The following is a 25,379-nucleotide window of genomic DNA, read 5'->3' as shown; positions in this document are numbered from 1 at the left end:
TTACATCGTAGCGGTATTCAGATAAATCGATTCAGCTTTGAGAGTACAGGGCGCGCCTATGTAGGGCGAATAACCGCTTGCGGTTATCCGCCGTCGGGCTCGGTGCACAGGGTTTGGCGGATAACGCGTGCCGCGTTATGCGCCCTACGGATCAGGGGGTGTCGCTTTCAAGAGCACCCTCACCCTAACCCTCTCCCGGAGGGAGAGGGGACTGGCCGGTGCAGGATGAAACATTTGCGTCAGCCGGCACGATTTGCTCCCTCTCCCTGAGGGAGAGGGTTGGGGTGAGGGGGAGTCGCCGGCACAGACTCACCGATCGGTGCGATACCCCTCGATCAATGCCTCAGACGAACAACGACAGCAGCAGAATGAACCCCAGTCCAACCACCGAGAGGATCGTCTCCATCGCCGTCCAGGTCTTGAAGGTCTCCATCACGCTCATGTTGAAGTACTGCTTCACCAGCCAGAACCCGGCGTCGTTGACGTGGGAGAGGATCAGCGAGCCGGCGCCGGTGGCGAGCACCAGCAGTTCGCGATTCACGCCGGGGATCAGGTCGATCACTGGCACCACGATGCCCGCGCCGGTAATGGTGGCGACGGTGGCGGAGCCGGTGGCGATGCGGATCACCGCGGCGACCAGCCAGGCCAGGAGGATCGGCGAAATCTGTGCGTGCACCGCCATGTGGCCGATCACGTCGCCCACGCCGCTGGCCACCAGCATCTGTTTGAAGCCGCCGCCAGCGCCGATGATCATCACGATGGCAGCAGTGGGCGCGAGGCTCTGGTCGAGCAGCTTGAGGATCTTCTTCGAGTCGAAGCCGCGGGCGTGGCCAAAGGTGTAGAGCGACAGCAGCAGGGCCAGCAGCAGGGCGGTGATCGGGTGGCCGATCATGTCCAGCCAGGCGCGTACCACGTGGCCATCGGCGAGCATGACGTCGGCGAAGGTCTTCAGCAGCATCAGGAACACCGGCAGCAGCACGGTGAACAGGGTGGCGCCGAAGCTGGGCAGGTTGCTGGTGTCCGGCTCGTGGGCAATCTGCGCCACCAGCTCTTCATTCGGCTGGCCGGGAATCATCTTCGAGATCCAGGCGCCGAAGATCGGACCGGCAATGGCGGCGGTAGGCAGGGCGACCAGCAGGCCGTAGAAGATGGTCTTGCCGATGTCCGCGCCGAACACGCCGATGGCCAGCAGCGGGCCCGGGTGTGGCGGCACCAGGCCGTGCACGGCGGAGAGGCCGGCGAGCAGCGGGATGCCGATCTTGATCAGCGAAACACCGCTGCGCCGGGCGACGATGAACACCAGCGGCACTAGCAGGATGAAGCCGATCTCGAAGAACAGCGGGATGCCGACCAGGAAGGCGGCGAACATCATCGCCCAGTGCACGCGCTGCTTGCCGAAGGCCTGGATCAGCGTGCGGGCGATCTGATCGGCGCCGCCGGACTCGGCCATCATCTTGCCGAGCATGGTGCCCAGCGCAAGGATGATGCCGACGAAGCCGAGCACGCCGCCGAAGCCGTCCTGGAAGGATTTGACGATGGTCGCCACGGGCATGCCGGAGGTCAGGCCGAGGAAGCCGGCGGCGATGATCAGGGCGACGAAGGGATGGATCTTGAAACGGGTGATCAGCAGGATCAGGCCGATGATGGTGACCACCGCGTCCAGCAGCAGATAGGTCTCGTGGGACATGCCGAGCATGGGGCTCTCCTGTTGTTGTCGTTGTGTGCCGGAGCGGCTTTAGGTTGAGATAGCGCTATCTTGAGCGGGCAGGCGCTATCGAGGTCAGTCGCTGGAATGCTGTCGCCACCACAGGTGCGCGGCTTCGGCCAGGTCGTCGACCGGGCGCGTGGCATCCAGGTGCAGGGTCAGCGGTTCGCTCAGTGGCGGTTCGAGGGCGGCGAACTGGCTGTCGATCAGGCTGGCCGGCATGAAGTGACCGGGGCGGGTGGCGACGCGCTCGGCGGCGGCGTCACGGGTCAGCTCCAAAAACACCACGCCCAGGCCGGGCACCGCGCGGCGCAGGCGTTCGCGGTAGATGAGCTTGAGCGCGGAGCAGGTGAGCACCGGACGCTGGCCGGCGGCGATGGCCTTTTGCAGTTCGGCGGCGAGGGTATCGAGCCAACCGGCGCGGTCTTCATCGGTGAGCGGAATGCCGGCGCTCATCTTCTCGATGTTGGCGGCGGGGTGGAAGGAGTCGCCTTCGATGGCGAACGCGCCGTTGCGCAGGCAAAGCGCCTCGCCGACGCTGGATTTGCCGCATCCGGAGACGCCCATGATGAGAACGGCATCGATGGAGGTGGTCATGGAAAGCCCCATTACTGAGACAGCGCTATCTTTGTTGGGCGCAACGAAAAGCATCGGCTGCCTCCGTATTCTTGTCATTCTAGTCGGTCTGTCTCGGCGGTTTCGGCGGTGCTCTGATGACGAGCAAGGGACCGGCGGGCGAGGGCCAGCGGAGCTGGTCTCAGGCAATTGCCCTGGTCGCAAGACAGCGCTACCTTAGTGCCTCGATTTTTATTTGGCAATATGCCCGATGACCGTCAAGAAGAATGACAAGAAGAACGACAAAAGCTCCCGAACGACCGGCCGACCGACACTGGATGAAGTAGCGCGCCGCGCCGGAGTAAGCCCGATCACCGCTTCGCGGGCCCTGCGCGGGGTGAGCACGGTGGCCGAGGAGCTGGCGGAAAAGGTCCGACAGGCGGCCAGCGAACTGGGCTACGTCGCCAACCCCGCCGCCCGCGCGCTGGCTTCCAAGCAGAGCCACAACATCGTGGTGTTGGTGCCGTCGCTGGCGAACCAGTTGTTCATCGAAACCCTCGAAGCCATTCACGCGGTGATGCACCCACGCGGCCTCGAAGTGCTGATCGGCAACTACCACTACTCCCGTGACGAAGAAGAGAACCTGCTGCGCAACTACCTCTCCTATCAGCCGCGCGGGTTGCTGCTGACCGGCTTCGATCGCACGGAAAGCGCACGACGGATGATCGAGGCGAGCGGCGTGCCGAGCGTCTACATGATGGACCTCGACCCTGGCGCCGGGCTGCATTGCGTGGGCTTCTCGCAGATTCGTGCGGGGGAGGCGGCGGCCAAGCATCTGCTCAAGAGCGGCCGCAAACGCCTGGCCTACATCGGCGCGCAGCTGGACCAGCGCACGCTGCTGCGCGGCGAGGGTTATCGCCGCGCGCTGCAGCAGGCTGGCTGCTACGACCCTGCGCTGGAAATCCTCACGCCGCGTCCCTCTTCGGTGGGCCTTGGCGGCGAGCTGTTTCGCCAGTTGCTGGCCAGCCAGCCGCAGGTCGAGGGCATCTTCTTCGGCAACGACGACCTGGCGCACGGTGCGCTGCTGGAAGCCATGCGCCACGGCATCCGCATCCCCGAGCAGGTGGCGGTGCTGGGCTTCAACGACCTGCCCAGCTCGGAATTCATGGTGCCGCGCCTGTCCAGCATTCGCACACCACGCAAGGCTATTGGCACCCATGCTGCGGAGCGACTGCTCGACCTGATCAACGACAAGCCGGTGAGCGAACCGGTGATGGACCTGGGGTTCGAGTTGATGGTGCGGGAGAGCAGTTGAGGTTGCCTTGAGGAGAGCGCCCTACAGGCGCTTTTCGCGGACAAGGTCCGCTCCTACAGGTCGGCCTCGTCGCCGATGACTTTTCGTAGGAGCGGACCTTGTCCGCGAAGAGTCGGTGCTCGCTCCGGTGGTGCCAGATACCCCCTGCAAATCCGTCGCGCATAAAAAAGCCCGCTGGAGCGGCGGGCTGAATGCGGAGGCAAAACAGTTCGGCGGGCAAGCCGCCGGAGCAATCACTCAATACGCATCGCTCATCCCATCGGTGATGGTGATGCCCTGCTTGCGCATTTCCTGGATCAAGCCGGCACGGGTGCCGGGCAGGTTCATCAGGGCCTGGTAGCGCGTGGCCTTCACTTCCTCGGCGGTGTACGGCTTGAACTCGGCGGGCATGCTGTCGCCAGCCATGCCTTCCTTGCGCAGCAGCCAGTTGAGCAGGTCGGCCAGTTGCGCGTCGTTCAGCGCGGACTGCGACATGCCCGGCACGCGCACGAGGAATTGCCGGCCCCCATCCACCTTCAGGAAGTTGCCGACGAAGCCGTGCAGGCGCGGCGTGTCGTTGGCCTTGCTGCCGCTGCCTTCGGTGAGGTGGCAGCCGGCGCACTGCAACTGGTAGTTGGTGGCGGGGGTGTAGCTGAGCTGGGAGATCGGCTTCTGCTCCGCCTCGTTGCCGGGCGCCGGGCGCTGGTGCGGATCGGGGATCGCGCGGGCCTGGGCAATGGGGGCGACCAGGCTGCAGAGCAGGGCGCCGACAACGAGACTACGCATGGGACTTCTCCGGACTCAGACCGCGACGCCGCGGATAATGGTGACGGTGCAGTTGTAGATGCGCGATTCCGCGCCCAGGCACCAGTTGACGTCGTTGTTGTTGAACGGACGGTACAGCGGTTCCTCGCTCTCGTTGCGGGTACAGGCGCACTGGGAGCAGCTGTGCTTACCGCAGCAGTCGTTGTAGGAAATGATGTAGTCCTTGCCGTCTGCCGGGTTGCGGCAGGTGCCGATCCAGGTCACCTGGGAAGCATCGGTGCCGGGCGGGCAGGAGGTGGTGGTGCCGCCGCAGCAGGTGCAGAGGAAGCCGTCGATGGAGCAGTAGCGCCAGTAGTCGCAGCTGTTCGGATCACCCGGGTCGCCGGCCTTCGGCGCCTCGGCGGCGAGCGCCTTGGAGGTGCGGTCGATCGGCAGGATGATCGGCAGCGCCGCGCCGGCCACCAGCAGCGAGCCGAAGCGGCCCAGCAGCTTGCGCCGCGAGGTGACGTTGGCCACCTGGCGGGAGGAGCGCTCGAACAGGTTGTCGAGGAATTTCATTCTTGTTCTCTCCGTGATCAGTGGCTGTGGCCGTGGCTGGCGTCGTGGGTGTGCACGCCGTTGTGGCTGTGGCCATTCATGTACTGCTGCAGGGTGGCGCTGCCCAGGTGCTCGACCTCGAACAGGCTGTCCAGGTGCTCGCGGGAGTTCACCAGGCCCTTGGCGCGCAGTACGCCCTTGCTGTCGATCAGCGCGGCGTAGGGCAGCTTGCCGATCTGGTAGGTCATGCCGACTTCCGGGCCGACCACGTAGGCGGCTTTTTCCAGGCCGTGCTCGGCGATCAGCGCCTGCTGGGCGGCCATGTCGCCGTCGCTGACGTAGATCACTTCCAGCTCGCCGGCCTTGTCCTTGGCGATGGATTTGATCGCCGGCAGCAACGATTTGCAGATCGGGCAGGTCGGCGAGAGGAAGAACAGCAGCTGGCCGCGCTCGCCTTCATAACCGAAGTTGACCGGGCGACCGTGGCGGTCGGCGGCGGTGACTTTCGGCGCGGGCTCGTTGACGGCCACGCCCTTGTCGACCATCAGCGCGCCGGCCGGAGCGATGCGGCCATGCAGGACGCCGATCTGGCGCACCAGCGCCATCACGGTGAAGGCGAGGGCGATGAGCAGCACCCAGAGAAGAATGTTGGAAACGATCAGGCCTTCCATTTGTTCACCTTCCGATGAGTTTGAGCAGACGGGGATGGTTCGCCAGCAGGCTGTCCGCCGCGGCATACAGGAGCAGGGTGACGGCGCTGGCCGCGAGGATCACGAAGGCGTCGAACACGCCCAGCTCGCGAGCCTGTGGAGCGCTGGCGGCCAGCAGGGCGAGCGCCGCGATGATTGCGTTGCGCAGCAGCAGGACCGGGCGCAGCGGTTGCATCTGGCCGGGGCCGGAGCAACCGCAGTCGATATCACGACGACCGCGCCAGAGGTTGATGCCGATAGCACCGGCATAGAACAGGATCAGCGCCGTGGCGGCCAGGGCCGCCACATGACGGCTCGCCGGCACCAGCAGGGCGAAGGCGATGACGCCCTCGACCACCGGCAGCACGCGGGCCACCGGGCCGACCAGCGAGGCCGGCAGCAGGCCGTAGTCTTCGACCTGGCGGGCGAAGCGCATCGGCGCGCGCAGCTTGTGGCTGGCGGCGCTGGCGAGCAGCACCGCAACGGCCACCGCACTGGCGATGATCAGGATCGGATCGGAAAACATATCCGTACCTCTCAGGGATGACTTGCTAAAAAGGCTTAGTGGCTCAGGACCAGGATCGGCGTCTTGGCGATCTTGTCCATGCTGCCGTTGTACTTGCCGGTCTTCAGGTCGAAGATCTGCAGGCCGCCTTCGATGTCGGTGCCCAGCAGCAGCGGCTTGTCGTCGGTGGTGGCGTGCAGGCTCCACACCGGCTTGGGTGCTTCCAGGGTGGCGATCTTCTTCTGGGTCTTCAGGTCGTAGACCCAGATGAACGGGCTCGGGTCTTCCCATTTGCCGGCGCTGTGCTCTTCATGCATCAGCACGTACATGCGGTTCAGCTTGGGCGCTACGGCCATCAGCTGCCAGCCGCCGGTGCCCCAGCCTTTCTTGCGCTCTTCGTCGGTGGTCAGCGACCAGCTCGGCAGCATCTTCGGCTTGTCGCCGGAGACGTCCACTGGCTTGACCATGCCGTCGGTGGTCACGAAGAAGTAGGTCTCGCCCACGGCCAGGCCGCGTTCGTTGAGCTTCTCTTTGTTCGGATCGAAGAAGGGAGTCTGGCTGCGGCCGACTTCCTTGCCGTCGTCGCCGATCCTGGTGATCTGCAACTGGCCGTCACCGCACAGCGAGGCGAAGCTGCGCTTGCCCACCGGGTAGTTGAGCACGCAGCCGCTGATGGCGATTTCGCTGGCAACCTTTTTCTCTTGCGTGTCGACCACGGTGATCGAGGTGGACGGGGTGAAGTTGTAGACGTAGACGAAGCGGTCGTCGGAGCTCGCGCCCAGGGCGTACTTCTGGGTCAGGATCGAGGCGCGCTTGGCCGGGATTTCCACTTCCCACTTCGGACGCAGGTTCGAGGTGTCCCAGGCGGTCAGCACGTCGGTGCGCACGCCGCGGGTGCCGCGGGAGTAGAAGGTGTCGGCGGAGTACAGGGTCTTGGCGTCATGGCTCAGGGTGGACGGAGCGACGAAGCCGGTGCTGACCATGCCGAGCATCTTCTTCTGCTCGGGGTCGACCACGGTGACGCGGCCGGCGATGAAGTTCTCGAACTCCACGTCGACGATGTACGCACGGTGCGGCGAGGGCGGGAACGGCAAGACGGTCTCACCGATGCTCTCGGTCGGCAGCTCGGCGTGGGCTGCGCTCATCGCGAGGCAGGTGCCCAGCGCGAGGACCGATGGAGCGAGGAACCTGGCGACGCTCATTGGGTTACTCCCTATTCTTGTGTTGGCGGGCTTTTCGTGGCTTGTCCGCCAGCCACGGGGAGTGGATGACGGACGGAAGATTGAGGAGAGTCTGCCTGTGTCGGGGTGTACCGGACTTGTTGTCCGTGCCATTTCCTTGTCTGGGGGTGACAGGGTGTCGCAGGGAGAAAGTGCAGACGGCCATCGTACCTGGAGAGGGGAATTCCGCCGAACGGTACGAACCTGAATCAAGGCTTGGTCAGGTTTTGGTGCAAAAAAGCTGCATCGTGCCCCGAAAATCCGCACAATGCACATTTGAGCTATCTTGAAACGCCGTTACACCCATCGGAAGTGTGCATTGTGAACAGTTCACAATGTTCGTCATGCTCAAAATTTCCGCGTCGTTCCTGATTGGCTTTTCCGGCCCGCTATTTGCGTTGGCCGGGAGTCCTCAACCAATCCTCGCGGAATGCCCCCCGATGAAAAAAGCCTCGATGAGTTCCCCCAGTGAGTTCCCCCTGAGCGCGACGCCCAGGGAAGGGCGCAAAGGCCTGCTGCCCATCGCCATGGTGCTGTTCAGCTTCACCTTCTTCACCGGCACCATGTTCGCCGGCGGCAAGATCGGCATGGCCTTCGACTTCGTCGACATGCTCTGGGTCGCCTTCATCGGCAACGTGCTGCTCGCCATCTACGCCGCCGCCCTGGGCCTGATCGCCTCGCGCAGTGGCCTGAACACCGTGCTGATGGGGCGCTTCTGCTTCGGCGAGCGCGGCAGCAAGCTGTCCGACTTCCTCCTCGGCTTCGCCGAACTGGGCTGGTACGCCTGGGGCACCGCCACCGTGGCCATCGTGCTGGTGAAGATGCTGAGCCTGCCCGAGTGGCTGAATATTCCGCTGATGGTGGTGTTCGGCCTGCTGTTCTCGATCACCGCGATCATCGGCTTCAAGGGGCTGGACATCATGTCCCGCGTATCGGTGCCGCTGATGTTCATCCTGCTGGTGGCCTCGATGGTCATCGCCACCAACTACGCCGGCGGCTGGAGCGGCCTGCTGGCGAAGGAGCCGAGCCAGACGCTGACCTTCTCCGCCGCCGTGACCATGGTCTTCGGCACCTTCGCCAGCGGCGCGACCCAGGCCACCAACTGGACGCGCATGGCCCGCAGCGGGCGCATCGCGGTGATCGCCAGCGTGGTCGCCTTCCTCATCGGCAACGGCCTGATGATCGTCGCCGGCGCCTGGTGCGCGATCGTCTACCAGAACGCCGACATCGTCGAAGTGATGGTGCTGCAGGGCCTGTCCTTCGCCGCGGTGATCATGCTCTGCCTGAACCTGTGGACCATCCAGGGTCCGACCATCTACAACGTCTCCGCCGCCGCCTGCCACCTGGTGCGCAGCGAGCGCCGCCGCACCATGACCCTGCTGGCCGCCGGTATCGGCATCATCCTGGCCATCGGCGGCATGTACGAGTGGCTGATCCCGTTCCTGGTGCTGCTGGGCTCGATCATCCCGCCGCTGGGCGGCGTGATCATGGCGGACTACTGGTACCGCAACCGCGGTGAATACCCGGCGCTGGTGGGCACCCACATCCCGGCGTTCAACGTCTCCGGCCTGGTGTCCTACGCCGTCGGTGCGGGCCTGGCCTACGCCTCGCCGTGGATCGCACCGCTGGTGGGCATCGCCGCCTCGGCCATCTGCTACATCGTCCTCACCGAAGTCACCCGCGCCCGCGCGCCGGTGGCCGAGCCGCGCGCTTGAGCCTGAGCGTCGAGGAAATCCTCCGTTTGCCGGGGCTGGAAAGCCTCGCGCTGCGGGCCGGCGCGCGCAATGTGCATCGCAGCGTGCGCTGGTCCTATGTGGCGGAGAACGTCGGCATCGCCGACTGGGTGATGGGCGGTGAGCTGGTGTTCGTCACCGGCATCAACCACACCCGTGACGAAGCCAACCTACTGCAGCTGGTGTGCGAAGGCGTCGCCAGCGGCATCGCCGGCATCGTCATCCTTACCGGCGACGAGTTCATCCAGCGCATTCCCGAGTCCGTGGTGCTGCTGGCCGAGGCCGAAGGGCTTCCGCTGATCGAGCAGCCCTATGCTTTGAAGATGGTCATCGTGACCCACCTGATCGGCACGGCGCTGGTACAGTTGACCCAGGTGAAGACGTCGCGCCGGGACATCCTCGGCCAGTTGCTGAGCGGCGATTTCCCCAGCCTGGAGATTGTCCGTCGCCGTGCGCAACACCTGGAGTTGCCGCTGGAAGCCCCGCGCCGTTTGGTGGCGCTGCGGCTATCCGGCGTCGACAGACTATTCCAGCAGCACGAACCGGAAGAGGCCGAGCGCGCACTGCAGCTAACCCGCCAGCGACTGCTCGACCATCTGGAAAGCTGGCAGCAGGAGCGCCCCGAGCGCCTGCCGGTGGTGATCCAGGGCGATCTGTTCGTCCTGCTGCTGGCTGATGCCGAACGCGCCGAACTGCACGCCCTGGCCGCCGAGCTGCAACAGGAGCTGGCTCCGCTGCGTGCCTACCTCGGGTTATCTGCCCGCGCCGATTCCTGCGCGGAATATCCCCGCGCGCTGCTCGAAGCCCGCCAGGCGCTGGATGTCGCCGAAGGCATGCAGGCGCCGGGCGGCGTCTGCGACTACCGTGAGCTGGGCGTGCTGCGCCTGCTGCGGGCGATCCCCGATCGCGCGGTGATCGAGCAGTTCATGAAGGACACCCTCGGCCCGCTCAACGATGCGGGCCGCAAACAGCCGCACTTGCTGATCGAGACGCTCGACGCGCTGGTCCAGGAAGGCGGCAACGCGCTCAAGGCGGCACAGCGCCTGGGCATCCATCGCAATACCCTGAACCAGCGGATTGCGCGCATCGAGGCCCTCAGCGGCCAGTCCCTGGACGACGCGCAATTCCGCCTGAATACCTCCGTGGCGCTGCTCATCTGGCGCATGTCCAGCGCGCCGCGCCACGAATAGCCTGAAGAGGACCTTTGATCCCATGAAAATCATCAACGCCTCCCTGCGCAAGCAGACCGGCCTGTTCACCATCCGCTGCGAAGGCGACGTCATCGCCGAAGTCGTCCAGCAGGCCGGCACCATCGCCGCCAGCGGCGACGACATCGACGCCCATGGCAACCTGGCCATTGCCCCGCTGGTGGAGCCGCACATTCACCTCGACGCCACCCTGACCGCCGGCGAGCCGGAATGGAACATGAGCGGCACGCTGTTCGAGGGCATCGAGCGCTGGGCTCAGCGCAAGGAAACCATCACCCACGAAGACACCAAGTCCCGCGCCCACACCACCATCCGCATGCTGGCCGCCCATGGCATCCAGCACGTGCGCACCCACGTCGACGTGACCGATCCGACCCTGGCGGCGCTCAAGGCCATGGTGGAAGTCCGCGAAGAGGCGCGGCACCTGGTGGACCTGCAGATCGTCGCTTTCCCGCAGGAAGGCATCGAGTCCTACGAGGGCGGCCGGGAGTTGATGGAAGAGGCGATCCGCCTCGGCGCGGACGTGGTCGGCGGCATCCCGCACTTCGAGAACACCCGCGAGCAGGGCGTCAGCTCGATCAAGTTCCTGATGGACCTGGCCGAGCGCACCGGTTGCCTGGTGGACGTGCATTGCGACGAAACCGACGACCCGAACTCGCGCTTCCTCGAAGTGCTCGCCGAGGAAGCCCGCGTGCGCGGCATGGGCGGCCGCGTCACCGCCAGCCACACCACGGCCATGGGTTCCTACGACAACGCCTACTGCTCCAAGTTGTTCCGCCTGCTCAAGCGCTCGGGCATCAACTTCGTCTCCTGCCCGACCGAGAGCATCCACCTGCAGGGCCGCTTCGACACCTTCCCGAAACGCCGCGGCGTGACCCGCGTGGCCGAGATCGACCGCGCCGGCATGAACGTCTGCTTCGGCCAGGATTCGATCAAGGACCCGTGGTACCCGCTGGGCAACGGCAACATCCTGCGCGTGCTGGATGCCGGCCTGCACATCTGCCACATGATGGGCTTCGACGACCTGCAGCGCGCGCTGGACCTGGTCACCGACAACAGCGCCCGCGCGCTGAACCTGGGTGCGCGCTACGGTATCGCCGCTGGCCGTCCGGCGAACATGCTGGTGCTCGGCGTGGACAGCGATTACGAAGCGGTGCGCCAGCAGACCAAGGCGCTGTACTCGATCCGCAATGGCCGCGTGCTGATGAAACGCGAGCCGGAGCAGGTGGCGCTGGTCGAGGGCTGATCCAGCGACGGATCAGCGCTCAGGTGCCTCCCTGTAGGAGCGGAGCTTCTCCGCGACCGCCTAGTACAAGAGCATCGCGGAGAAGCTCCGCTCCTACGGGGTGAGGCCCCGCCTGTGTTTGTGCCGTTGGGGTGCTGATGCCAGGCGGGGCGCAGGTTGTCCTGAGCAGATCAGCCCAGGTCTTCTCCCAGTGCAGCAGCTCTTCCATGGCTGGCGCCGGATTAACGATCAGGTGTCTCCCTGTAGGAGCGGAGCTTCTCCGCGACCGCTTAGCGCAAGAGCATCGCGGAGAAGCTCCGCTCCTACAGGGTGAGGCCTCGCCTGTGTTTGTACCGTTGGGGTGCTGATGTCAGGCGCGGCGGGGGCTGTCCTAGGCAGATCAGCCTAGGTCTTCTCCCAGTGCAGCAGCTCTTCCATGGCTGGCGCCGGATTAACGCTCAGGTGTCTCCCTGTAGGAGCGGAGCTTCTCCGCGACCGCTTCGCACAAGAGCATCGCGGAGAAGCTCCGCTCCTACGGGGTGAGGCCCCGCCTGTGTTTGTACCGTTGGGGCGCTGATGTCAGGCGCGGCGCGGGCTGTCCTGGGCAGATCAGCCCAGGTCTTCTTCCAGTGCCAGCAGCTCTTCCACGCGCTGGCGCCGGATTAACGATCAGGTGTCTCCCTGTAGGAGCGGAGCTTCTCCGCGACCGCTTCGCACAAGAGCATCGCGGAGAAGCTCCGCTCCTACAGGGTGAGGCCCCGCCTGTGTTTGTACCGTTGGGGCGCTGATGTCAGGCGCGGCGCGGGCTGTCCTGCGCAGATCAGCCCAGGTCTTCTTCCAGTGCCAGCAGCTCTTCCACGCGCTGGCGGCGGCGGATGAGTTTCGCTTCGGCGCCTTCCAGCAGCACTTCGGCGATCAGCGGACGGCTGTTGTAGTTGGACGACATGGACGCGCCATACGCGCCGGTATCTTCGATCAGCAGCAGGTCGCCAACCTGGGCGCGCGGCAGGGCGCGGGGGATGACCACGCCGCCATCGCCCTGGGTGAACACGTCACCGGACTCGCACAGCGGGCCGGCCACCACGGTGTCGATCACCTCGCGGCTGGCCACATCGCCGGCCAGCACGCGGATGCCGTGGTAGCTGCCATACATGGACGGGCGCATCAGCTCGTTGAAGCCGGCGTCCACCAGCACGAAGTGATTGCGGCCGGCGTCCTTGGTGGCGCGTACTTCGCTGAGCAGGCAGCCGGACTGGGCGACCAGGTAGCGGCCCGGCTCGATCTCCAGGTGCAGCTTGTGGCCGACCACGGCTTCGGCGGCCTTGCGCGCCTTGTCCCACAGCTGGAAGTAATGCGCGGTGTCCACTTCCGGGTCGCCGGCGCGGTAGGGGATGGACAGACCGCCGCCGGCGGAGATGCCAGACAGGTCGTGGCCGGCGTCCTTCACCTGCTGGACCAGGCCGAGCATGGCTTCGCCGACCTGGGCCAGGTGACCGTAGTCGACGCCCGAGCCGATGTGCATGTGCAGGCCGACCAGGCGCAGGCCGCGTTCGCGGATCACGTCCAGGGCGGCGCGCAGGTCGCTGTGCCAGATGCCGTGCTTGGAATGCTCACCGCCGGTATTGGTCTTGTTGCTGTGGCCGTGGCCGAAACCGGGGTTGATGCGCAGCCACACCGGGTGGCCGGGGGCGACTTCGCCCAGCTGGCGGAGCATGTCGATGGAACCGGCGTTCACCGGGATGCCGTGCTCGACCACGGTTTCCAGGGTGGTGCGGTCCAGCAGGTCGGCGGTGAATACGATCTCGGATTCATCCTCGCGGCACGAATAGCCGGCGGCCAGGGCGCGCAGCAGTTCGCCCTGGGACACGGCGTCGACCTTCACGCCCTGTTCGCGCATCAGGCGCAGGATGTGCAGGTTGGAGCAGGCCTTCTGGGCGAAGCGGATGATGTCGAAGCTCTTCAGGCGCTCGATCTGGCCGCGGATGGTGGCGGCGTCGTAGATCCACAGCGGGGTGCCGAATTGCAGGGCAAGCTGTTCGGCGCGGGGCAGGGCGAGGAAAGTCATGAATGGGCTCCGAAGATAGATGGCGCTAGTCTACCGGGCCTTTGTCTGGCTGAATAATGCCGCTTGTTATTCGATCAATTCATTTTTGATATAGGGTGCAGCCCACGCCGGCTTCGCGCAGGCGCTGTACCAGCACGCCAGCTTCCGCCTGAAGTGCTGCGACGAAGCGCTCGCGCAGCGGCGTGGCCGGGCGGTACAGCGGCTTCGCCACGCTCACCTGGAACGGCAGCGAGAACGCCAGCGGCCGCAACTGGATGCCCTGGCCCTGGAACATCAGGGCGGTGATCGGGTTGACCACGGCAAGGCCCAATCCGGCGCGGACCATGCTGCACACCGAGACGGCGCTATGGGTTTCCACCTGCATCTGCCGCTGCACCCCAGCGTCGAGGAACACCGCGTCGATCAGGTGCCGGTAGCGGTCGCTGGTGGCGAGGCTGACGAAAGGCTGGCCGGCGAAATCCGCCGCTTCCAGACGCTCACGCTGCAGCAGCGGATGGCCGTCCGGGAGGATGCACACCTCGTCCACCGCCAGCAGCGGCTGCAATTCGGTACCGCGCGGCGCGTCGTCGTTTTCGATCAGGCCGATGTCGTGGTGTTGGGCGCTGAGCGCCTCTTCCAGATGCGGCGACTCCAGCGCCGCCACTTCCAGGCTGATGGCCGGGTTTTCTCGGCTGAAGCGCTTGCAGGCCTCCGGAAGCAGCGCCTGGGAAAGCGCCGGCAGGCACCCGATGGAGAACTTGCCCTCGGCGAACTGCCCCAGGCTGCCGGCGAAGGCGACGATACGGTCCAGCCCGGTGAAGGAACGCTCTACTTCCTCGAACAGCATCAACGCCCGCGCCGTCGGCGCCAGTCGCCCGCGCTCGCGCAGGAACAGCTCGAAACCGACCAGTTGCTCGAGCCGAGCCAGTTCGCGGCTGACGGTGGGCTGGCTGGTATGCAGGAACGCCGCCGCGCGGGTGACGCTGCCGGTAGTCATGACCGCGCGGAAGACTTCGATGTGGCGGAGGGTGATCATGCTCGGGGCCGGAGAAAGGAATGGCGGCAGCGTAAGGCGTCCGCGCGGTCTCGGCAAATCGGCCGGGGTTGTGTAGTGTCGGGCCGTCATTGAAAGGAGCGGCAAGGCTGATGGAAGGCGAACAATCCGTGCCCGGCGAACCCGGGTTCGTCCGGTTGGCGTGCTGGGTGTTGGCGGGCGCAGCGCTGGCCCTGGCCCTTGGCGCGGCGGGAATGGCACTGGTGATGTTTCTGGCGCTGGGTAGCGATATCGGGGCATTAAGCGACTATGGCCGGTTCCACGCCATCTTCGATCCTGCCGTCCTGTGCAGCGCGTTGTTCGCGCTGGGGCACATCTTCTGGCTGATGCTCCGCAGCCGTCGCGCCCGAGTGGTGCTGGTGTTGCTCTACACGCCGCTGGCGCTGCTCGTCTGGGTAGGTTTCACCGGGCCGTACCTGTTCTCGCTGTCGGTGGCCGAGTTGGTCATCTACCTGCTGGGAGGGTGAACGGGCGTTCTACGATGGGGTTCCGAGCAAGTTCGCTCCTACCGAGGGGCTTACTCCAACCGGCGTGCGTAGGAGCGGACTTCGTCCGCGATGTCTTGCCGGTCGCTCCATTGATAATTCTGGTGCACTGCTCAACCGATCGCGGACGGAGTCCGCTCCTACGCAATATTCAGACAGCGGGAGCGAGCTTGCACGCGTATCGCCTGACGCGGATCAAGCCGGAGCTGATGGGTATCGCTTCGCTCCACGCCATCTTACGAAACTGCATTCCTGTGAGATTGGTTTCGCAGGCTCAATGGAAATCCCGACTCCGCACATCCAGCCCTTCCAGCAATCCGCTCAGGTCCGTCAGCCGCCCGGCGATCACATGGCGCACGCCGTCCTTGGCTTCCAGGGTGCCGTCCACCTGCATCAGGCGGGCGCTGAGGAAGGGGCGACGCTGGTGTTCGGCGAGGTCGCGCCAGACGATCACGTTGATCATGCCGAACTCGTCTTCGAGGGTGACGAAGGTGACGCCGCTGGCGGTGCCTGGGCGCTGGCGGCCGACCACCAGGCCGGCGACGCGCACCGGGCGGTCGGCTTCCAGTTTCAGCAGTTCCCGTGAGCTGCGGCAGCGGCGGGCCTTGAGGGCGCCGCGCAGCAGGGTCATGGGGTGCGGGCCGAGGGTGGTGCCCAGGGTCGCGTAGTCGGTGAGCAGGTCTTCGCCCTGGCTGGGTAGCGGCAGGCTGACGGGCGCTTCCTCGGTGACTTGCCCGGCGAACAGTGGCAGCTGCGGCTCGACCCCGGCAATCGCCCAGCGCGCCTTGTGCCGGTGGCCAGCGAGGCCGCGCAGGGCTCCGGTGTCGGCCAGTTGTTCGCGGGCGCGGCCGTCGAGATGGGCGCGCAGGCAGAGGTCGGCGACATCGGCGAAGGGGCGTTGCTCGCGGGCCTGGGCAATGGCATCGGCGACTTCATCGCGCAGCCCTCGCACCATGCGCAGGCCAAGGCGGATCGCCGGCTGGCGTTCGGCGATGGGCTCCAGGGTGCAGTCCCAGTGGCTGTGGCGCACGTCCACCGGGCGGATTTCCAGACCGTGGCGGCGGGCGTCCTGCAGCAACTGGTCGGGGCTGTAGAAGCCCATCGGCCAGCTGTTGATCAGGGCGCAGGTGAAGGCTGCCGGTTCGTGGCATTTCAGCCAGCAGCTGGCGTAGGTGAGCAGGGCGAAGCTGGCGGCGTGGGACTCGGGGAAGCCGTAGCTGCCGAAGCCCTTGATCTGCTCGAAGATGCGGTCGATGTATTCCTGGGTGTAATCCTTCGCCAGCATGCGCTCCGAGAGAAGCTTGCGATGCGGCTCTAGCCCCCCGTGGCGTTTCCAGGCAGCCATCGAGCGGCGCAACTGGTCGGCTTCGCCCGGTGTGTATTCGGCGGCGATGATCGCCAGCTGCATCACCTGTTCCTGGAACAGCGGCACGCCCAGGGTGCGTTCGAAAACCTCCTCCAGTTCCTTGGAGGGATAGACGACCGGTTCCTCCTTGTTCCGCCGACGCAGGTAGGGATGGACCATGTCGCCCTGGATAGGGCCAGGACGGACGATGGCGACTTGAATGACCAGGTCGTAGAACTTCTTGGGGCGCAGTCGCGGCAGCATGGCCATCTGCGCACGGGATTCGATCTGGAACACGCCCACGGTGTCGGCGCGACTGATCATGGCGTAGGTCTCCTTGCACTCCTGCGGCAGCGTGGCGAGGGTCCACTGCTTGCCGCGATAGTCGGCGATCAGGTCGAAGCAGCGGCGCAGGGCACTGAGCATGCCGAGGGCGAGCACGTCGACCTTGAGCAGGCCGACGGCGTCGAGGTCGTCCTTGTCCCACTGGATCAGGGTGCGCTCGGGCATCGCGGCGTTTTCCACTGGCACCAGGGTTTCCAGCGGCTGCTGGGAAATCACGAAGCCGCCGGGGTGCTGCGACAGGTGCCGGGGGAAGCCGACCAACTGGCCGGTCAGCGCCAGGACTCGGCGCAGTATCGGGCTCTCCGGATCGAAGCCGGCCTCCACCAGACGCTCGGGAGCCGGCGCTTCGCGGCTCCAGGCGCCGCAGCAGTCGGTCAGCGCGCCGACCTGATCCGGCGGCAGCCCCAGCGCCTTGGCCACGTCGCGCACGGCGCCGGCGCCGCGGTAGGTGCTGGCCACGGCGGTGAGCGCGGCGCGGGTACGCCCGTAGCGGCGGAACACGTACTGGATGACTTCCTCGCGGCGGTCGTGCTCGAAGTCGACGTCGATGTCAGGCGGCTCGTTGCGCTCGCGGGAGATGAAGCGTTCGAACAGCAGGTGTACGTGCTCGCGGGTCGGGTCCAGTTCGGTGATGCCGAGGGCGAAGCAGACCACCGAGTTGGCGGCCGAGCCGCGTCCCTGGCAGAGAATGCTCTGGCTGCGGGCAAAGGCGACGATGTCGTAGACCGTGAGGAAGTAGCTGTCGTACTTAAGCTCGGCGATCAGCGCGAGCTCATCCTCGACACGCTGGCGGACGGCGGCGTCGGCACCGTCTTTCCAGCGGCGCAGGATGCCTTCCTCGGTCTTCTCCCGCAGCCAGGTGGTGGGTGTGTGGCCTTCGGGTACCAGTTCGCGCGGGTATTGGTAATCCAGGTGATCGAGGTCGAAAGTACAGCGCTCCGCAATCCGCACCGTCTCCGCCAGCAACTCGGCCGGATAGATCGCCGCCAGCGCCTCCTTCGGCCGCAGGTGCCGCTCGCCATTGGGATAGAGGTACTGGCCGGCCTCATGCACCGGCAGGTGCTGGCGGATGGCGGTCATGCAGTCCTGCAGGGCGCGGCGGCCACGGACGTGCATGTGTACGTCGCCGCAGGCCACGGCGGGGATTTCCAGGCGGGTGGCCTGTTCGCGCAGGCGATGCAGTTTGCCGGCGTCGTCCGGGCCCTTGTGCAACTCGACGCCCAGCCACAGGCGCTCGGGGAAGCGTTCGCGCAGCCAGAGGCCGTCGTCGTCCTGATTGTCTCGCGGCAGCCAGATCGCCAGCAGGTGGTCGAGGTTGTCGTCGAAGTCCGCGCGCACCAGACGGTAGCTGCCTTTCTCGGCGCGACGCCGGGCGTGGGTGAGCAGGCGGCAGAGGTTCTCGTAGCCAGTGAGGTTCTCGGCCAGCAGCACCAGCTTCGGGCCTTGTTCGATGCTCAGCTCGCTGCCGGTGATCAGAGGAATTTGGGTTTCCTTCGATGCCTGCCAGGCGCGGACGATGCCGGCGAGGCTGCATTCGTCGGTGATCGCCAGGGCACGGTAGCCCAGCTTCTTCGCTCGCTCGAACAGCTCGGCCGCGCTGGAGGCGCCGCGCTGGAAGCTGAAGTTGGACAGGCAGTGCAATTCGGCGTAGCCGATGCCTTCGCCCGGCGCGCTCATGCGAACCAGCCGTGCAGCAGCAACGGGCCGTCGTTGCCCACCGGGCGGAACACCCAGGCGTGCTGGCCGCTGCGGGTGCGTACCTGGTAGTAGTCGCGGCGAATGTCTTCGCCATCCCACCAGCCGGATTCGATGCGCTCCGGACCGGCCAGCAGGGTTGGGGCGAACTCGCGCAATGGCTGGGGTTCGGCCAGTAGCCAGCCAGGGCGCGGGACGTCGGTGATGGGCAGGCGTGGGGTGGATTGATCCTGCCAGGCGCGCTCCGGGCGATGCTCGGCGCGGCCGCCGAGGCCATGCACGGCGTCGTCGCCCAGCCGCGCACGCAGGCGTTCGCGCAGCTGTTCCCAGGGTTGGGATTGCTGCGGGCGGTCGTCGAATAGTTCGCGGTGCTGCGGCACGAAGGGCGGCAAATCGTCGGCGATAAGTCGCACGCTGTGTACCGGGGCGCGCAGTTGCAGTTGTTCCAGGCGGCCGCGAGCCAATTCGAAGAGCATCGCCGCCTCGCGCTCGGCGCTGAGCAGGCCCACCGGCATCGGCGTATCCGGGCCGTCGTGGTATTCCAGATGAAGGACGAAGCGCTGCACACCGCTGTCGCGCCCGGCGAGGAAGGCGCCGAGGTCGGCGGTCAGGCGGCGCAGCGGGAAGAGCAGGGCCTGGGTGGATTCCACGTCGAAGTTCAGCTCGATGCGCGACTCGAAGCTGTCCGGCGGCCGGTAGAACTCCAGGGCCAGCGGGCGCTGGCCGAGCAGGGTGTCGACCTGCCGCAGCACCTGCGGCGGGAAGCGCCGGGCCAGGCTCTCGCGCGGCAGGGCGAGCAGCTGCTGCAGGCTGCGCAGGCCCATGCGGCCCAGCGAGGTGGCGGCGTCGCGCTCCAGGCCCAGGCGCTCCAGGGGCATCCTGCCCAGGTACTGGCGCAACTGCTGGTTGTCGTGGATCGCCAGGCCGTCGTGGCCGTTGGCGAGGATGCGCGCGGCGGTCGGGTTGGGCGCGGCGGTGATGCGGTGGCGGAAGCCCAGTGCGTTCAACTCCTCGCGCAGACGCGCCTCGAAGCGCGGCCAAGGGCCGAAGAGTTGCAGGCTGGACTGCACCTCCAGCAGCAGCGCACGCGGGTAGTGCTGGCTGACCTGCGAGCTGAAACCATAGGCCCAGGCGGCCAGCAGGTCCTGGTAGCGCTCCACCTCGTGCAGGTCATAGTCGGCGGTGGCGAAGTCGCGGCTCAGGGCCTGGGCGGCGGTGAGCGACTGGCCGGGCTTGAGCCCCAGCGCCCGCGCCGCCGGGTTCACCGCTTGCAGCACGCGGCGCTGCGTCGGCCCGGCGAGCAGCGCCAGGGCGGCGTCCGGCTCGGGACGGCTGCGCAGCACGCCGTCCATTGCCAGTTGCGGCAGGAGAATGCAGGCCCAGAGCATGACGACCTCAGTGCCAGGGCAGCGGGATGGGCCGCGCCGGCGCCAGCCCGCCACGGCACTTGAGTACGCGCAGTTGTGCCGGGGTGGCGTCCAACGCCAGGCGCAGGGCGGCGGGCGAGGGGTTGAGCGCTTCGCGCTGCGAGCGGTAGGCGATGGCCAGGGTCTGCCCGGTTTCGGCGGCCACCTGCAGGCGGCGCAGGGCGCGGTCATCGGCCTGCTGCGGCCAGCACAGCACGGCGCCGCAACTGCCCGAGCGCAGGCATTGTTCGGCGGCCCAGAGCGCATCGCGGCCTTCGGCGCGGACGATGGCCAGTTGATCGAGCATCACGCCGGCCGCCTGCCAGGCGGCCGGGTAGGGCACGTGGGGCGGGGCGACCAGCACGATGCGCTCGCCGGCTGCACTGAGTCGCGCGAGGGTTGGCCAGACCAACTGAAGCTCGCCGATGCCTTCCTGGGCCAGGAGGATTTCGCTGAGGGCGGCTTCCGGCCAGCCACCGGTGGGCAGGGCCTGGTCCAGCACGGCGTGGCCGGTGGGTTGCTGGCTGGGTGGCAGGCCCTGGGGCTGGCCTTTCCAGACCTGGCGCTGGTGGAACAGGGTGTCGAGCGCGACCACGCTACCCATCACGGCCTCCCGGCCGGCGAGCGGCGACGGTCATGCGTCCGGCGGGAGGGCCGGGGGAGGAAGATGGATGGGAGTTGCATGGGATTGCTCGGAAATAACTGTATGTATATACAGTTTATCTCGTGAGATGGTGCCGTCAATGGCGGTTGGTCTGGTGGTGGTTTGGTGTGCGGGGTGAGACCGGTAGAAGCAACTGCCACTGTCGGCAAGTCTGTGCCAGTACATCCCCCTCACCCCAGCCCTCTCCCCAGGGAGAGGGAGCCGTCCGTGCCGGCTGACGCCGAAGCTTCATCCTGCGCCGAACAGTCCCCTCTCTCGCCTGCGGGAGAGGGCTAGGGTGAGGGCTTTTGATCTTGCAGGAGGGGCTTTTTCCACGATGCTTAAGTTTGGGGGGCTGCGTCGCTTCGATATGCACGAACTGCTTGTTTCGCCCCACCCAAAGAGGGCAAAGGTCTTGCCCTGGACATCCGGTTTTTCGTTTAGCAGGAGCAACTGTCTTTCCGAGGAAGTCCGTGCCGATGCTTCTCCCTCACCCCAGCCCTCTCCCCGAGGGAGAGGGGGCCGTTCGTACCAATTGATGCCGAAAATTCATCCTGCACCAAACGGTCCTCTCTCCCACGGGGAGAAGGAGCCATCCGTGCCAGCTGACACAATGGTTTCACCCTGCTCAGAACAGTCCCCTCTCCCGCTTGCGGGAGAGGGTTAGGGTGAGGGGCTTTTGACCTTGTAGGAGCGGAGCTTCTCCGCGATTCTCCGGCAGGGCCGGCATCAGGCGGGGGGCGCGAGCAAGCTCGCTCCTACAGGGACGCTCGGAGCACTCTTCGCAGAACCGAAGGGACACCTAGTCCTTACTCGCGAACCGCGCGGCACAAGGCCTACAAAAGGCCGGAAAATTCGCGCGAAGGGTTACAGCAACAGAAACCCCTGCGGCTCCTTCGAACGCGGCGGATCGGCAACGAGTTTCAGCCGCTCCGGCTTCCACCACCCCGGCAACAACCGCCGCACCGCCGGCTGGTTGAATCGATCATCGAGCAGATAGATCACCCCCGAATCCGTGGGCGTGCGGATCACCCGACCGGCCGCCTGGACGACCTTCTGCAGGCCGGGGAACAGGTAGGTGTAGTCGTAGCCATCGCCGAACATGCCCTGCATGCGTTGCTTGATCTCCTCGTTGACCTCGTTCACCTGCGGCAGACCCAGGGTGGCGATGAAGGCGCCGATCAGGCGGTCGCCCGGCAGGTCGATGCCTTCACCGAACGCGCCGCCGAGCACGGCGAAACCGATACCCTGCGAGTGCGGGGTGAAGCGGTCGAGGAAGGCCTGGCGCTCGAGCTCGTTCATGCTGCGCGACTGCACCCAGCGTGGAATGTCCGGGTGCTCGGCGGCGAAGCGTTCCAGCGCCTGCTGCAGGTAGGCGTAGCTGCTGAAGAAGGCCAGGTAGTTGCCGGGGCGGGCGCAGAACTGCCGGGCCATCAGCGTGCTGATCGGCGACAGGCTGGCCTCGCGGTGCTGGTAGCGGGTGGACAGGTTGCTCAGCGCGTGGACTTCCAGCTGCTCCGCGCGGAAGGGCGATTCCACTTCGCGCCAGGTGGTGTCTTCCGGCAGGCCGAGCAGGTCGGCGTAGTAGTTGGCCGGGTTCAGCGTGGCGGAGAACAGCGTGGTGCTGTGGGCCGCCTCGAAGCGCGGTTCGAGGAAGGGCGCCGGCACCACGTTGCGCAGGCACAGGGTGGAGAGTGTGCGCTGGCCGCTGCCGTCGTGGCGGGTGATGTCGAACAGCGAGTGCGGCCCGTAGGCTTCGGCCAGCCGGCAGAACAGCATGGCATCGAGGTAGAAGCGCAGCAGTTCGGCCTCGTTGCCAGTGGGCTGGTCGGTGAGGTGGTCGGTGATGGCGCTGACGGCTTTCTGCAGCGCGGCGATGAACAGGTCCGGCACCGTGGGGTAGATCTGGTAGTCGACCTCCTGGTCGCGGTGCATCTGGTTCCAGTGCCGGCCGACGCGTTCCAGCACGCTTTTCAGCCCGGCCGGGGCGACCTTGCGCAGGGCGTTGAACTCGGACTGGTCCAGCTCGGCGCTGTACATGCCGCGGCCGCGCTCGATGAGGTTGTGCGCCTCGTCCACCAGCAGGGTGACCTTCCAGTCGTTGAGCACGGTAAGGCCGTAGAGCAGGGCGCTCATGTCGAAGTAGTAGTTGTAGTCGCCCACCACCACGTCGGCCCAGCGGCATAGTTCCTGGCTCAGGTAGTAGGGGCAGACCTGGTGCTGCAGCGCCACGTCGCGCAGTGCTTCCTGGGTCAGCCAGCGCTGCTTGAGCGCGGCCTCGCGGGCGGCGGGCAGGCGGTCGTAGAAACCCTTGGCCAGCGGACAGGAGTCGCCGTGGCAGGACTTGTCCGGGTGCTCGCAGGCCTTGTCGCGGGCGACGTGCTCCAGCACCCGCAGCGGCTGCGCGGCGTCCTGCTGGCGCAGGATCGCCAGGGCGTCTAGGGCCAGGCGCCGGCCGGGAGTCTTGGCGGTGAGGAAGAACAAGCGGTCCAGCTTCTGCCCGGGGAATGCCTTGAGCTGCGGGAACAGCGTGCCGAGGGTCTTGCCAATGCCAGTGGTGGCCTGGGCCATCAGCGTCTGGCCGTCGCGGGCGGCGCGGTACACCGATTCGGCGAGCATGCGCTGGCCCTGGCGGAAGTCCGCGTAGGGGAAGCGCAGCGCCTCCAGGCCCTGGTCGCGTTCGACGCGATGGGCGCTTTCCTGCTCGGCCCATTTCACGAAGCGGCTGCACTGCAGCTCGAAGAAGGTCCGCAGGTCATCGGCGGCGAAGCGCTCGCGGAATACCGTTTCCTTCTGGGTGATGACGTTGAAGTAGACGACGGCGAGATCGATGGCGTCGATCTCCAGTGTCTGGCAGAGCAGCCAGCCGTATACCTTCACCTGAGCCCAGTGCAGCAGTCGGTGGTTCTGCGGGATGCGTGCGACGTCCCCGCGGTGGGTCTTGATCTCTTCCAGCAGGTTGGCGTCGGGGTCGTAGCCATCGGCGCGGCCGCTGACCACCAGCCCTGGATACTCCCCGCGCAGCGGCAGCTCGGCGATATAGCCAAGGCCCCGACGCGAGACCACCGTGGCGTGCCCGGCCATGCCTTCCTGGGCGGTGGGCGCGGGGGTGAAGCGCAGGTCGAGGTCACCTTCCTTGGCGGTGAATTCGCACAGCGCGCGCACGGCGACGGCGTAGCTCATTGGCTTTCGTCCGCCTCGCCCTGCCAGCGCACATAGCAGACTTCCACCGGCATGCCGTGCTCGGCGCAGAAGGCCAGCCAGCGCTTTTGATTATCCTGCAGGCGATCGCCGGGGCCTTTCACTTCGATCATCCGGTAGCGCGCTTCGCCGGGCCAGAACTGGATCAGGTCGGGCATGCCGGCGCGGTTGGCCTTCGGGTCGGCCAGCAGGCGCTCGAACCACAGCTTCAGGTGCGCCGCCGGCAGGCAGTGCAGGGCCTGTTCCAGCAGATTTTCGTCCAGCAGCTCCCAGTGCACGAACGGCGAGAGGATGCCGTGCTTGGCGGCGTAAGTCTCACGGATCGCCGCCAGATAGGCGTCGTTGTCCAGCAGTGCCAGGCGTGCGGCGAAGGCCTCGGCGCGGCGGCTGACGAAATCGCCGCGATACAGATCGCTCGGCCCGGCCTGGAAGGGGTGGAAGAAGGCGCCGGGCAGCGGGGCGAAGATCACCTCCCAGCAGAGCAGGCCGAACAGGCTGCAGACCAGCGCGTTTTCCACGTAGTGCACTGGCGCCTCTTCCTCGTGGAGCACGGATTGCACGGCGAATTCGACGTTGACGTCGGGGCGCGGCAGTTCCAGGTCGATACGCAACGGCGGTACGGGCTTGGCCGCTTTTTCCTTCGGCAGGCCAAGCTGGCGGACCAGTCGCGTCAGCGCACGCTCCACAAGCTGCAGCTCGCCGTCGCTTTCCGGCGCGGCTAGTGCGGCCTGGACCAGAGCATGCGCATCCTCGAAGCGCTGTAGACGTTCCAGCACGCGAATCTGCCGCTGCCGCGAGCCACCCGCGGAGGTTTGCTGATAAAGCGCCAGGGCGGCGTCCAGCTCGCCTTCACGCTCCAACTGGTAGGCCATGCGGTACAGCAGGCGGCCGTGGCGGGCTTGCAGGTAGACGTTGTCGCTGCGGAACTCGCCCAGTTCGGCCAGCAGATCGGCGATGGGCTCGCCAGTTTCAAAGCGGACGGCACCGTTCCACAGGTGGATGTAGGCCTCCAGCTCATCGCGGCGGCGGAAGGCGCGGGAGTCGGGCGTGAAGGGGACGCTTTCGTAGCGGAAGATGCCGAGGTCGGCGAGGACGAATTCGGACCAGTCCTGCTGCAGGTTGCCGAAGAACAGCAGGCGCAGGCGGTCGCACAGCGGCGTCGCCATCAAGGTGTAGAGGCAGTCGAGTTGCGGGTACCAGCCTTCGAACGGCTGCACCTGCTCGTGATAGGCGTGCAGGTGTTCGTACAACTCGGCCTTCTTCAGCGAGCCACGCGGCAGGTCGTCGCGGAAGCGCGCGAGCAGTTCGTCCTTGAGCAGCAGTGGCAGCAGTTCGTCCAGTGCCAGCGGGTAGTCATCGACCAGCCAGCCCAGCTCCAGCAGCGGCGCGGCGGCCTCGGGGATATCGCCGATCTCGGCATAGCTCAGCTTGCCGGCACGAAAATGCGGCCCCTTGCGCATGACCAGTCGCACCAACAGCGCCCGCGAAGGCAGCGGCAGCGCGCGGAAGTCCGCGATGAACCGAGCTTCCTCGGCGTCGAGCAGGTCGGCGTAGCGTTCGTCGATCCAGTCGAGGGCGCGGTGGAAGTTGGTCAGGTAGTAGAGGCTGGGGTCGAGCGGCGCGGGCATCGGCAGGCACTGGTTTTACATACAGTGCCAAGGATGGCGCGATGGTGGCTTGGCCGCAAGGGTTCTGGCGGCCTTTCATCGGGTGAGGCTACCGACG

19 protein-coding genes are annotated in these 25,379 nt (G+C 66.3%); 5 read left to right on the top strand and 14 right to left on the bottom strand.

The annotated features are described in order from the left end of the window. Positions 1 to 343: 343 nt before the first annotated feature. Both JVX91_RS20900 and JVX91_RS20895 read right to left on the bottom strand, forming a co-directional pair. Positions 344 to 1,696, bottom strand: coding sequence for a GntP family permease (locus JVX91_RS20900; RefSeq protein ID WP_205336058.1), 1,353 nt, complete (start codon positions 1,694 to 1,696; stop codon positions 344 to 346). An 84-nt stretch (positions 1,697 to 1,780) separates the two neighbouring features. After that, the gene (locus JVX91_RS20895) at positions 1,781 to 2,302 is read right to left on the bottom strand and encodes a gluconokinase (RefSeq protein ID WP_205336057.1); all 522 of its coding nucleotides are present in this window, start codon (positions 2,300 to 2,302) and stop codon (positions 1,781 to 1,783) included. A gap of 229 nt (positions 2,303 to 2,531) precedes the next feature. On the opposite strand from JVX91_RS20895, the gene JVX91_RS20890 reads away from it, so the two are divergent. After that, complete coding sequence (locus tag JVX91_RS20890; protein ID WP_054910259.1) at positions 2,532 to 3,575, top strand: LacI family DNA-binding transcriptional regulator; 1,044 nt, start codon at positions 2,532 to 2,534, stop codon at positions 3,573 to 3,575. A gap of 237 nt (positions 3,576 to 3,812) precedes the next feature. Here JVX91_RS20890 and JVX91_RS20885 read toward each other — a convergent pair whose 3' ends face one another. The 5 genes from JVX91_RS20885 to JVX91_RS20865 are packed head-to-tail and all read right to left on the bottom strand — an operon-like array spanning position 3,813 to position 7,252. Further along, positions 3,813 to 4,340 carry a cytochrome C gene (locus tag JVX91_RS20885; RefSeq protein WP_205336056.1) on the bottom strand — a complete coding sequence of 176 codons (528 nt, stop codon included), beginning with the start codon at positions 4,338 to 4,340 and terminating at the stop codon, positions 3,813 to 3,815. Between the two features lie 15 nt (positions 4,341 to 4,355). After that, positions 4,356 to 4,877: a methylamine dehydrogenase light chain gene (locus JVX91_RS20880; RefSeq protein ID WP_045217996.1), complete on the bottom strand. Its 522-nt coding sequence runs from the start codon at positions 4,875 to 4,877 to the stop codon at positions 4,356 to 4,358. A 17-nt stretch (positions 4,878 to 4,894) separates the two neighbouring features. Then, complete coding sequence (gene mauD, locus JVX91_RS20875; protein WP_054910258.1) at positions 4,895 to 5,527, bottom strand: methylamine dehydrogenase accessory protein MauD; 633 nt, start codon at positions 5,525 to 5,527, stop codon at positions 4,895 to 4,897. Positions 5,528 to 5,531: 4 nt separating this feature from the next. Next, positions 5,532 to 6,071, bottom strand: coding sequence for a MauE/DoxX family redox-associated membrane protein (locus JVX91_RS20870; RefSeq protein ID WP_054910257.1), 540 nt, complete (start codon positions 6,069 to 6,071; stop codon positions 5,532 to 5,534). A 35-nt stretch (positions 6,072 to 6,106) separates the two neighbouring features. Beyond that, a complete protein-coding gene (locus JVX91_RS20865) occupies positions 6,107 to 7,252 on the bottom strand; it encodes an amine dehydrogenase large subunit (RefSeq protein WP_205336055.1) in 1,146 nt (381 codons plus the stop codon). Positions 7,253 to 7,725: 473 nt separating this feature from the next. Here JVX91_RS20865 and codB point away from each other — a divergent pair, with 473 nt between their 5' ends. Genes codB through codA form a run of 3 tightly spaced genes read left to right on the top strand, consistent with a single transcriptional unit; the run spans position 7,726 to position 11,457 of the window. Further along, positions 7,726 to 8,985, top strand: coding sequence for a cytosine permease (codB, locus tag JVX91_RS20860; RefSeq protein ID WP_205336054.1), 1,260 nt, complete (start codon positions 7,726 to 7,728; stop codon positions 8,983 to 8,985). Further along, positions 8,982 to 10,193 (top strand): PucR family transcriptional regulator, encoded by a 1,212-nt coding sequence (locus tag JVX91_RS20855; protein WP_205336053.1) that lies wholly within the window; start codon positions 8,982 to 8,984, stop codon positions 10,191 to 10,193. The genes codB and JVX91_RS20855 overlap by 4 nt, the downstream gene beginning before the upstream one ends. Before the next feature lie 22 nt (positions 10,194 to 10,215). After that, on the top strand, positions 10,216 to 11,457 hold the full coding sequence (gene codA, locus JVX91_RS20850; protein ID WP_205336052.1) for a cytosine deaminase: 1,242 nt from the start codon (positions 10,216 to 10,218) through the stop codon (positions 11,455 to 11,457). A gap of 799 nt (positions 11,458 to 12,256) precedes the next feature. Here the strand turns inward: codA and lysA are convergent. Then, positions 12,257 to 13,501, bottom strand: coding sequence for a diaminopimelate decarboxylase (lysA, locus tag JVX91_RS20845; protein ID WP_205336051.1), 1,245 nt, complete (start codon positions 13,499 to 13,501; stop codon positions 12,257 to 12,259). Between the two features lie 79 nt (positions 13,502 to 13,580). Next, on the bottom strand, positions 13,581 to 14,516 hold the full coding sequence (locus tag JVX91_RS20840) for a LysR family transcriptional regulator (RefSeq protein WP_205336050.1): 936 nt from the start codon (positions 14,514 to 14,516) through the stop codon (positions 13,581 to 13,583). A gap of 110 nt (positions 14,517 to 14,626) precedes the next feature. On the opposite strand from JVX91_RS20840, the gene JVX91_RS20835 reads away from it, so the two are divergent. Beyond that, the gene (locus tag JVX91_RS20835) at positions 14,627 to 15,001 is read left to right on the top strand and encodes a hypothetical protein (RefSeq protein WP_205336049.1); all 375 of its coding nucleotides are present in this window, start codon (positions 14,627 to 14,629) and stop codon (positions 14,999 to 15,001) included. 292 nt (positions 15,002 to 15,293) lie between these two features. On the opposite strand, the gene JVX91_RS20830 is transcribed toward JVX91_RS20835, so the two are convergent. The 5 genes from JVX91_RS20830 to JVX91_RS20810 all read right to left on the bottom strand — a co-directional run bounded on the left by JVX91_RS20830 (position 15,294) and on the right by JVX91_RS20810 (position 25,282). Next, a complete protein-coding gene (locus tag JVX91_RS20830) occupies positions 15,294 to 18,386 on the bottom strand; it encodes an error-prone DNA polymerase (protein ID WP_205336048.1) in 3,093 nt (1,030 codons plus the stop codon). After that, complete coding sequence (locus JVX91_RS20825) at positions 18,383 to 19,792, bottom strand: DNA polymerase Y family protein (RefSeq protein WP_205336047.1); 1,410 nt, start codon at positions 19,790 to 19,792, stop codon at positions 18,383 to 18,385. Before JVX91_RS20825 ends, JVX91_RS20830 begins: the two co-directional genes overlap by 4 nt. Positions 19,793 to 19,799: 7 nt before the next feature. Beyond that, complete coding sequence (imuA, locus tag JVX91_RS20820) at positions 19,800 to 20,414, bottom strand: translesion DNA synthesis-associated protein ImuA (RefSeq protein ID WP_205336046.1); 615 nt, start codon at positions 20,412 to 20,414, stop codon at positions 19,800 to 19,802. Positions 20,415 to 21,320: 906 nt separating this feature from the next. Beyond that, on the bottom strand, positions 21,321 to 23,636 hold the full coding sequence (locus tag JVX91_RS20815; protein WP_205336045.1) for an ATP-dependent DNA helicase: 2,316 nt from the start codon (positions 23,634 to 23,636) through the stop codon (positions 21,321 to 21,323). Next, positions 23,633 to 25,282, bottom strand: a complete 1,650-nt coding sequence (locus tag JVX91_RS20810; RefSeq protein WP_205336044.1) for a VRR-NUC domain-containing protein — start codon at positions 25,280 to 25,282, stop codon at positions 23,633 to 23,635. Before JVX91_RS20810 ends, JVX91_RS20815 begins: the two co-directional genes overlap by 4 nt. Positions 25,283 to 25,379: the final 97 nt, after the last annotated feature.

It is taken from the genome of Pseudomonas sp. PDNC002, from assembly GCF_016919445.1.
In the GTDB taxonomy this organism is placed as follows: domain Bacteria; phylum Pseudomonadota; class Gammaproteobacteria; order Pseudomonadales; family Pseudomonadaceae; genus Pseudomonas.
The sequence above is the reverse complement of the archived record's forward strand: the minus strand, read 5'-3'. Positions and strand labels throughout refer to the sequence as shown.

Excerpts from the sequence above, each read along its gene's own strand:
- JVX91_RS20890 (WP_054910259.1), top strand. The coding sequence starts at position 2,532 with ATGACCGTCAAGAAGAATGACAAGAAGAACGACAAAAGCTCCCGAACG.
- JVX91_RS20825 (WP_205336047.1), bottom strand. The coding sequence starts at position 19,792 with ATGCTCTGGGCCTGCATTCTCCTGCCGCAACTGGCAATGGACGGCGTG.
- JVX91_RS20840 (WP_205336050.1), bottom strand. The coding sequence starts at position 14,516 with ATGATCACCCTCCGCCACATCGAAGTCTTCCGCGCGGTCATGACTACC.
- imuA (WP_205336046.1), bottom strand. The coding sequence starts at position 20,414 with ATGGGTAGCGTGGTCGCGCTCGACACCCTGTTCCACCAGCGCCAGGTC.
- JVX91_RS20895 (WP_205336057.1), bottom strand. The coding sequence starts at position 2,302 with ATGACCACCTCCATCGATGCCGTTCTCATCATGGGCGTCTCCGGATGC.
- JVX91_RS20900 (WP_205336058.1), bottom strand. The coding sequence starts at position 1,696 with ATGCTCGGCATGTCCCACGAGACCTATCTGCTGCTGGACGCGGTGGTC.
- JVX91_RS20880 (WP_045217996.1), bottom strand. The coding sequence starts at position 4,877 with ATGAAATTCCTCGACAACCTGTTCGAGCGCTCCTCCCGCCAGGTGGCC.
- JVX91_RS20815 (WP_205336045.1), bottom strand. The coding sequence starts at position 23,636 with ATGAGCTACGCCGTCGCCGTGCGCGCGCTGTGCGAATTCACCGCCAAG.
- JVX91_RS20885 (WP_205336056.1), bottom strand. The coding sequence starts at position 4,340 with ATGCGTAGTCTCGTTGTCGGCGCCCTGCTCTGCAGCCTGGTCGCCCCC.
- JVX91_RS20835 (WP_205336049.1), top strand. The coding sequence starts at position 14,627 with ATGGAAGGCGAACAATCCGTGCCCGGCGAACCCGGGTTCGTCCGGTTG.
- mauD (WP_054910258.1), bottom strand. The coding sequence starts at position 5,527 with ATGGAAGGCCTGATCGTTTCCAACATTCTTCTCTGGGTGCTGCTCATC.
- lysA (WP_205336051.1), bottom strand. The coding sequence starts at position 13,501 with ATGACTTTCCTCGCCCTGCCCCGCGCCGAACAGCTTGCCCTGCAATTC.
- JVX91_RS20810 (WP_205336044.1), bottom strand. The coding sequence starts at position 25,282 with ATGCCCGCGCCGCTCGACCCCAGCCTCTACTACCTGACCAACTTCCAC.
- JVX91_RS20870 (WP_054910257.1), bottom strand. The coding sequence starts at position 6,071 with ATGTTTTCCGATCCGATCCTGATCATCGCCAGTGCGGTGGCCGTTGCG.
- codA (WP_205336052.1), top strand. The coding sequence starts at position 10,216 with ATGAAAATCATCAACGCCTCCCTGCGCAAGCAGACCGGCCTGTTCACC.
- JVX91_RS20865 (WP_205336055.1), bottom strand. The coding sequence starts at position 7,252 with ATGAGCGTCGCCAGGTTCCTCGCTCCATCGGTCCTCGCGCTGGGCACC.
- JVX91_RS20830 (WP_205336048.1), bottom strand. The coding sequence starts at position 18,386 with ATGAGCGCGCCGGGCGAAGGCATCGGCTACGCCGAATTGCACTGCCTG.
- codB (WP_205336054.1), top strand. The coding sequence starts at position 7,726 with ATGAGTTCCCCCAGTGAGTTCCCCCTGAGCGCGACGCCCAGGGAAGGG.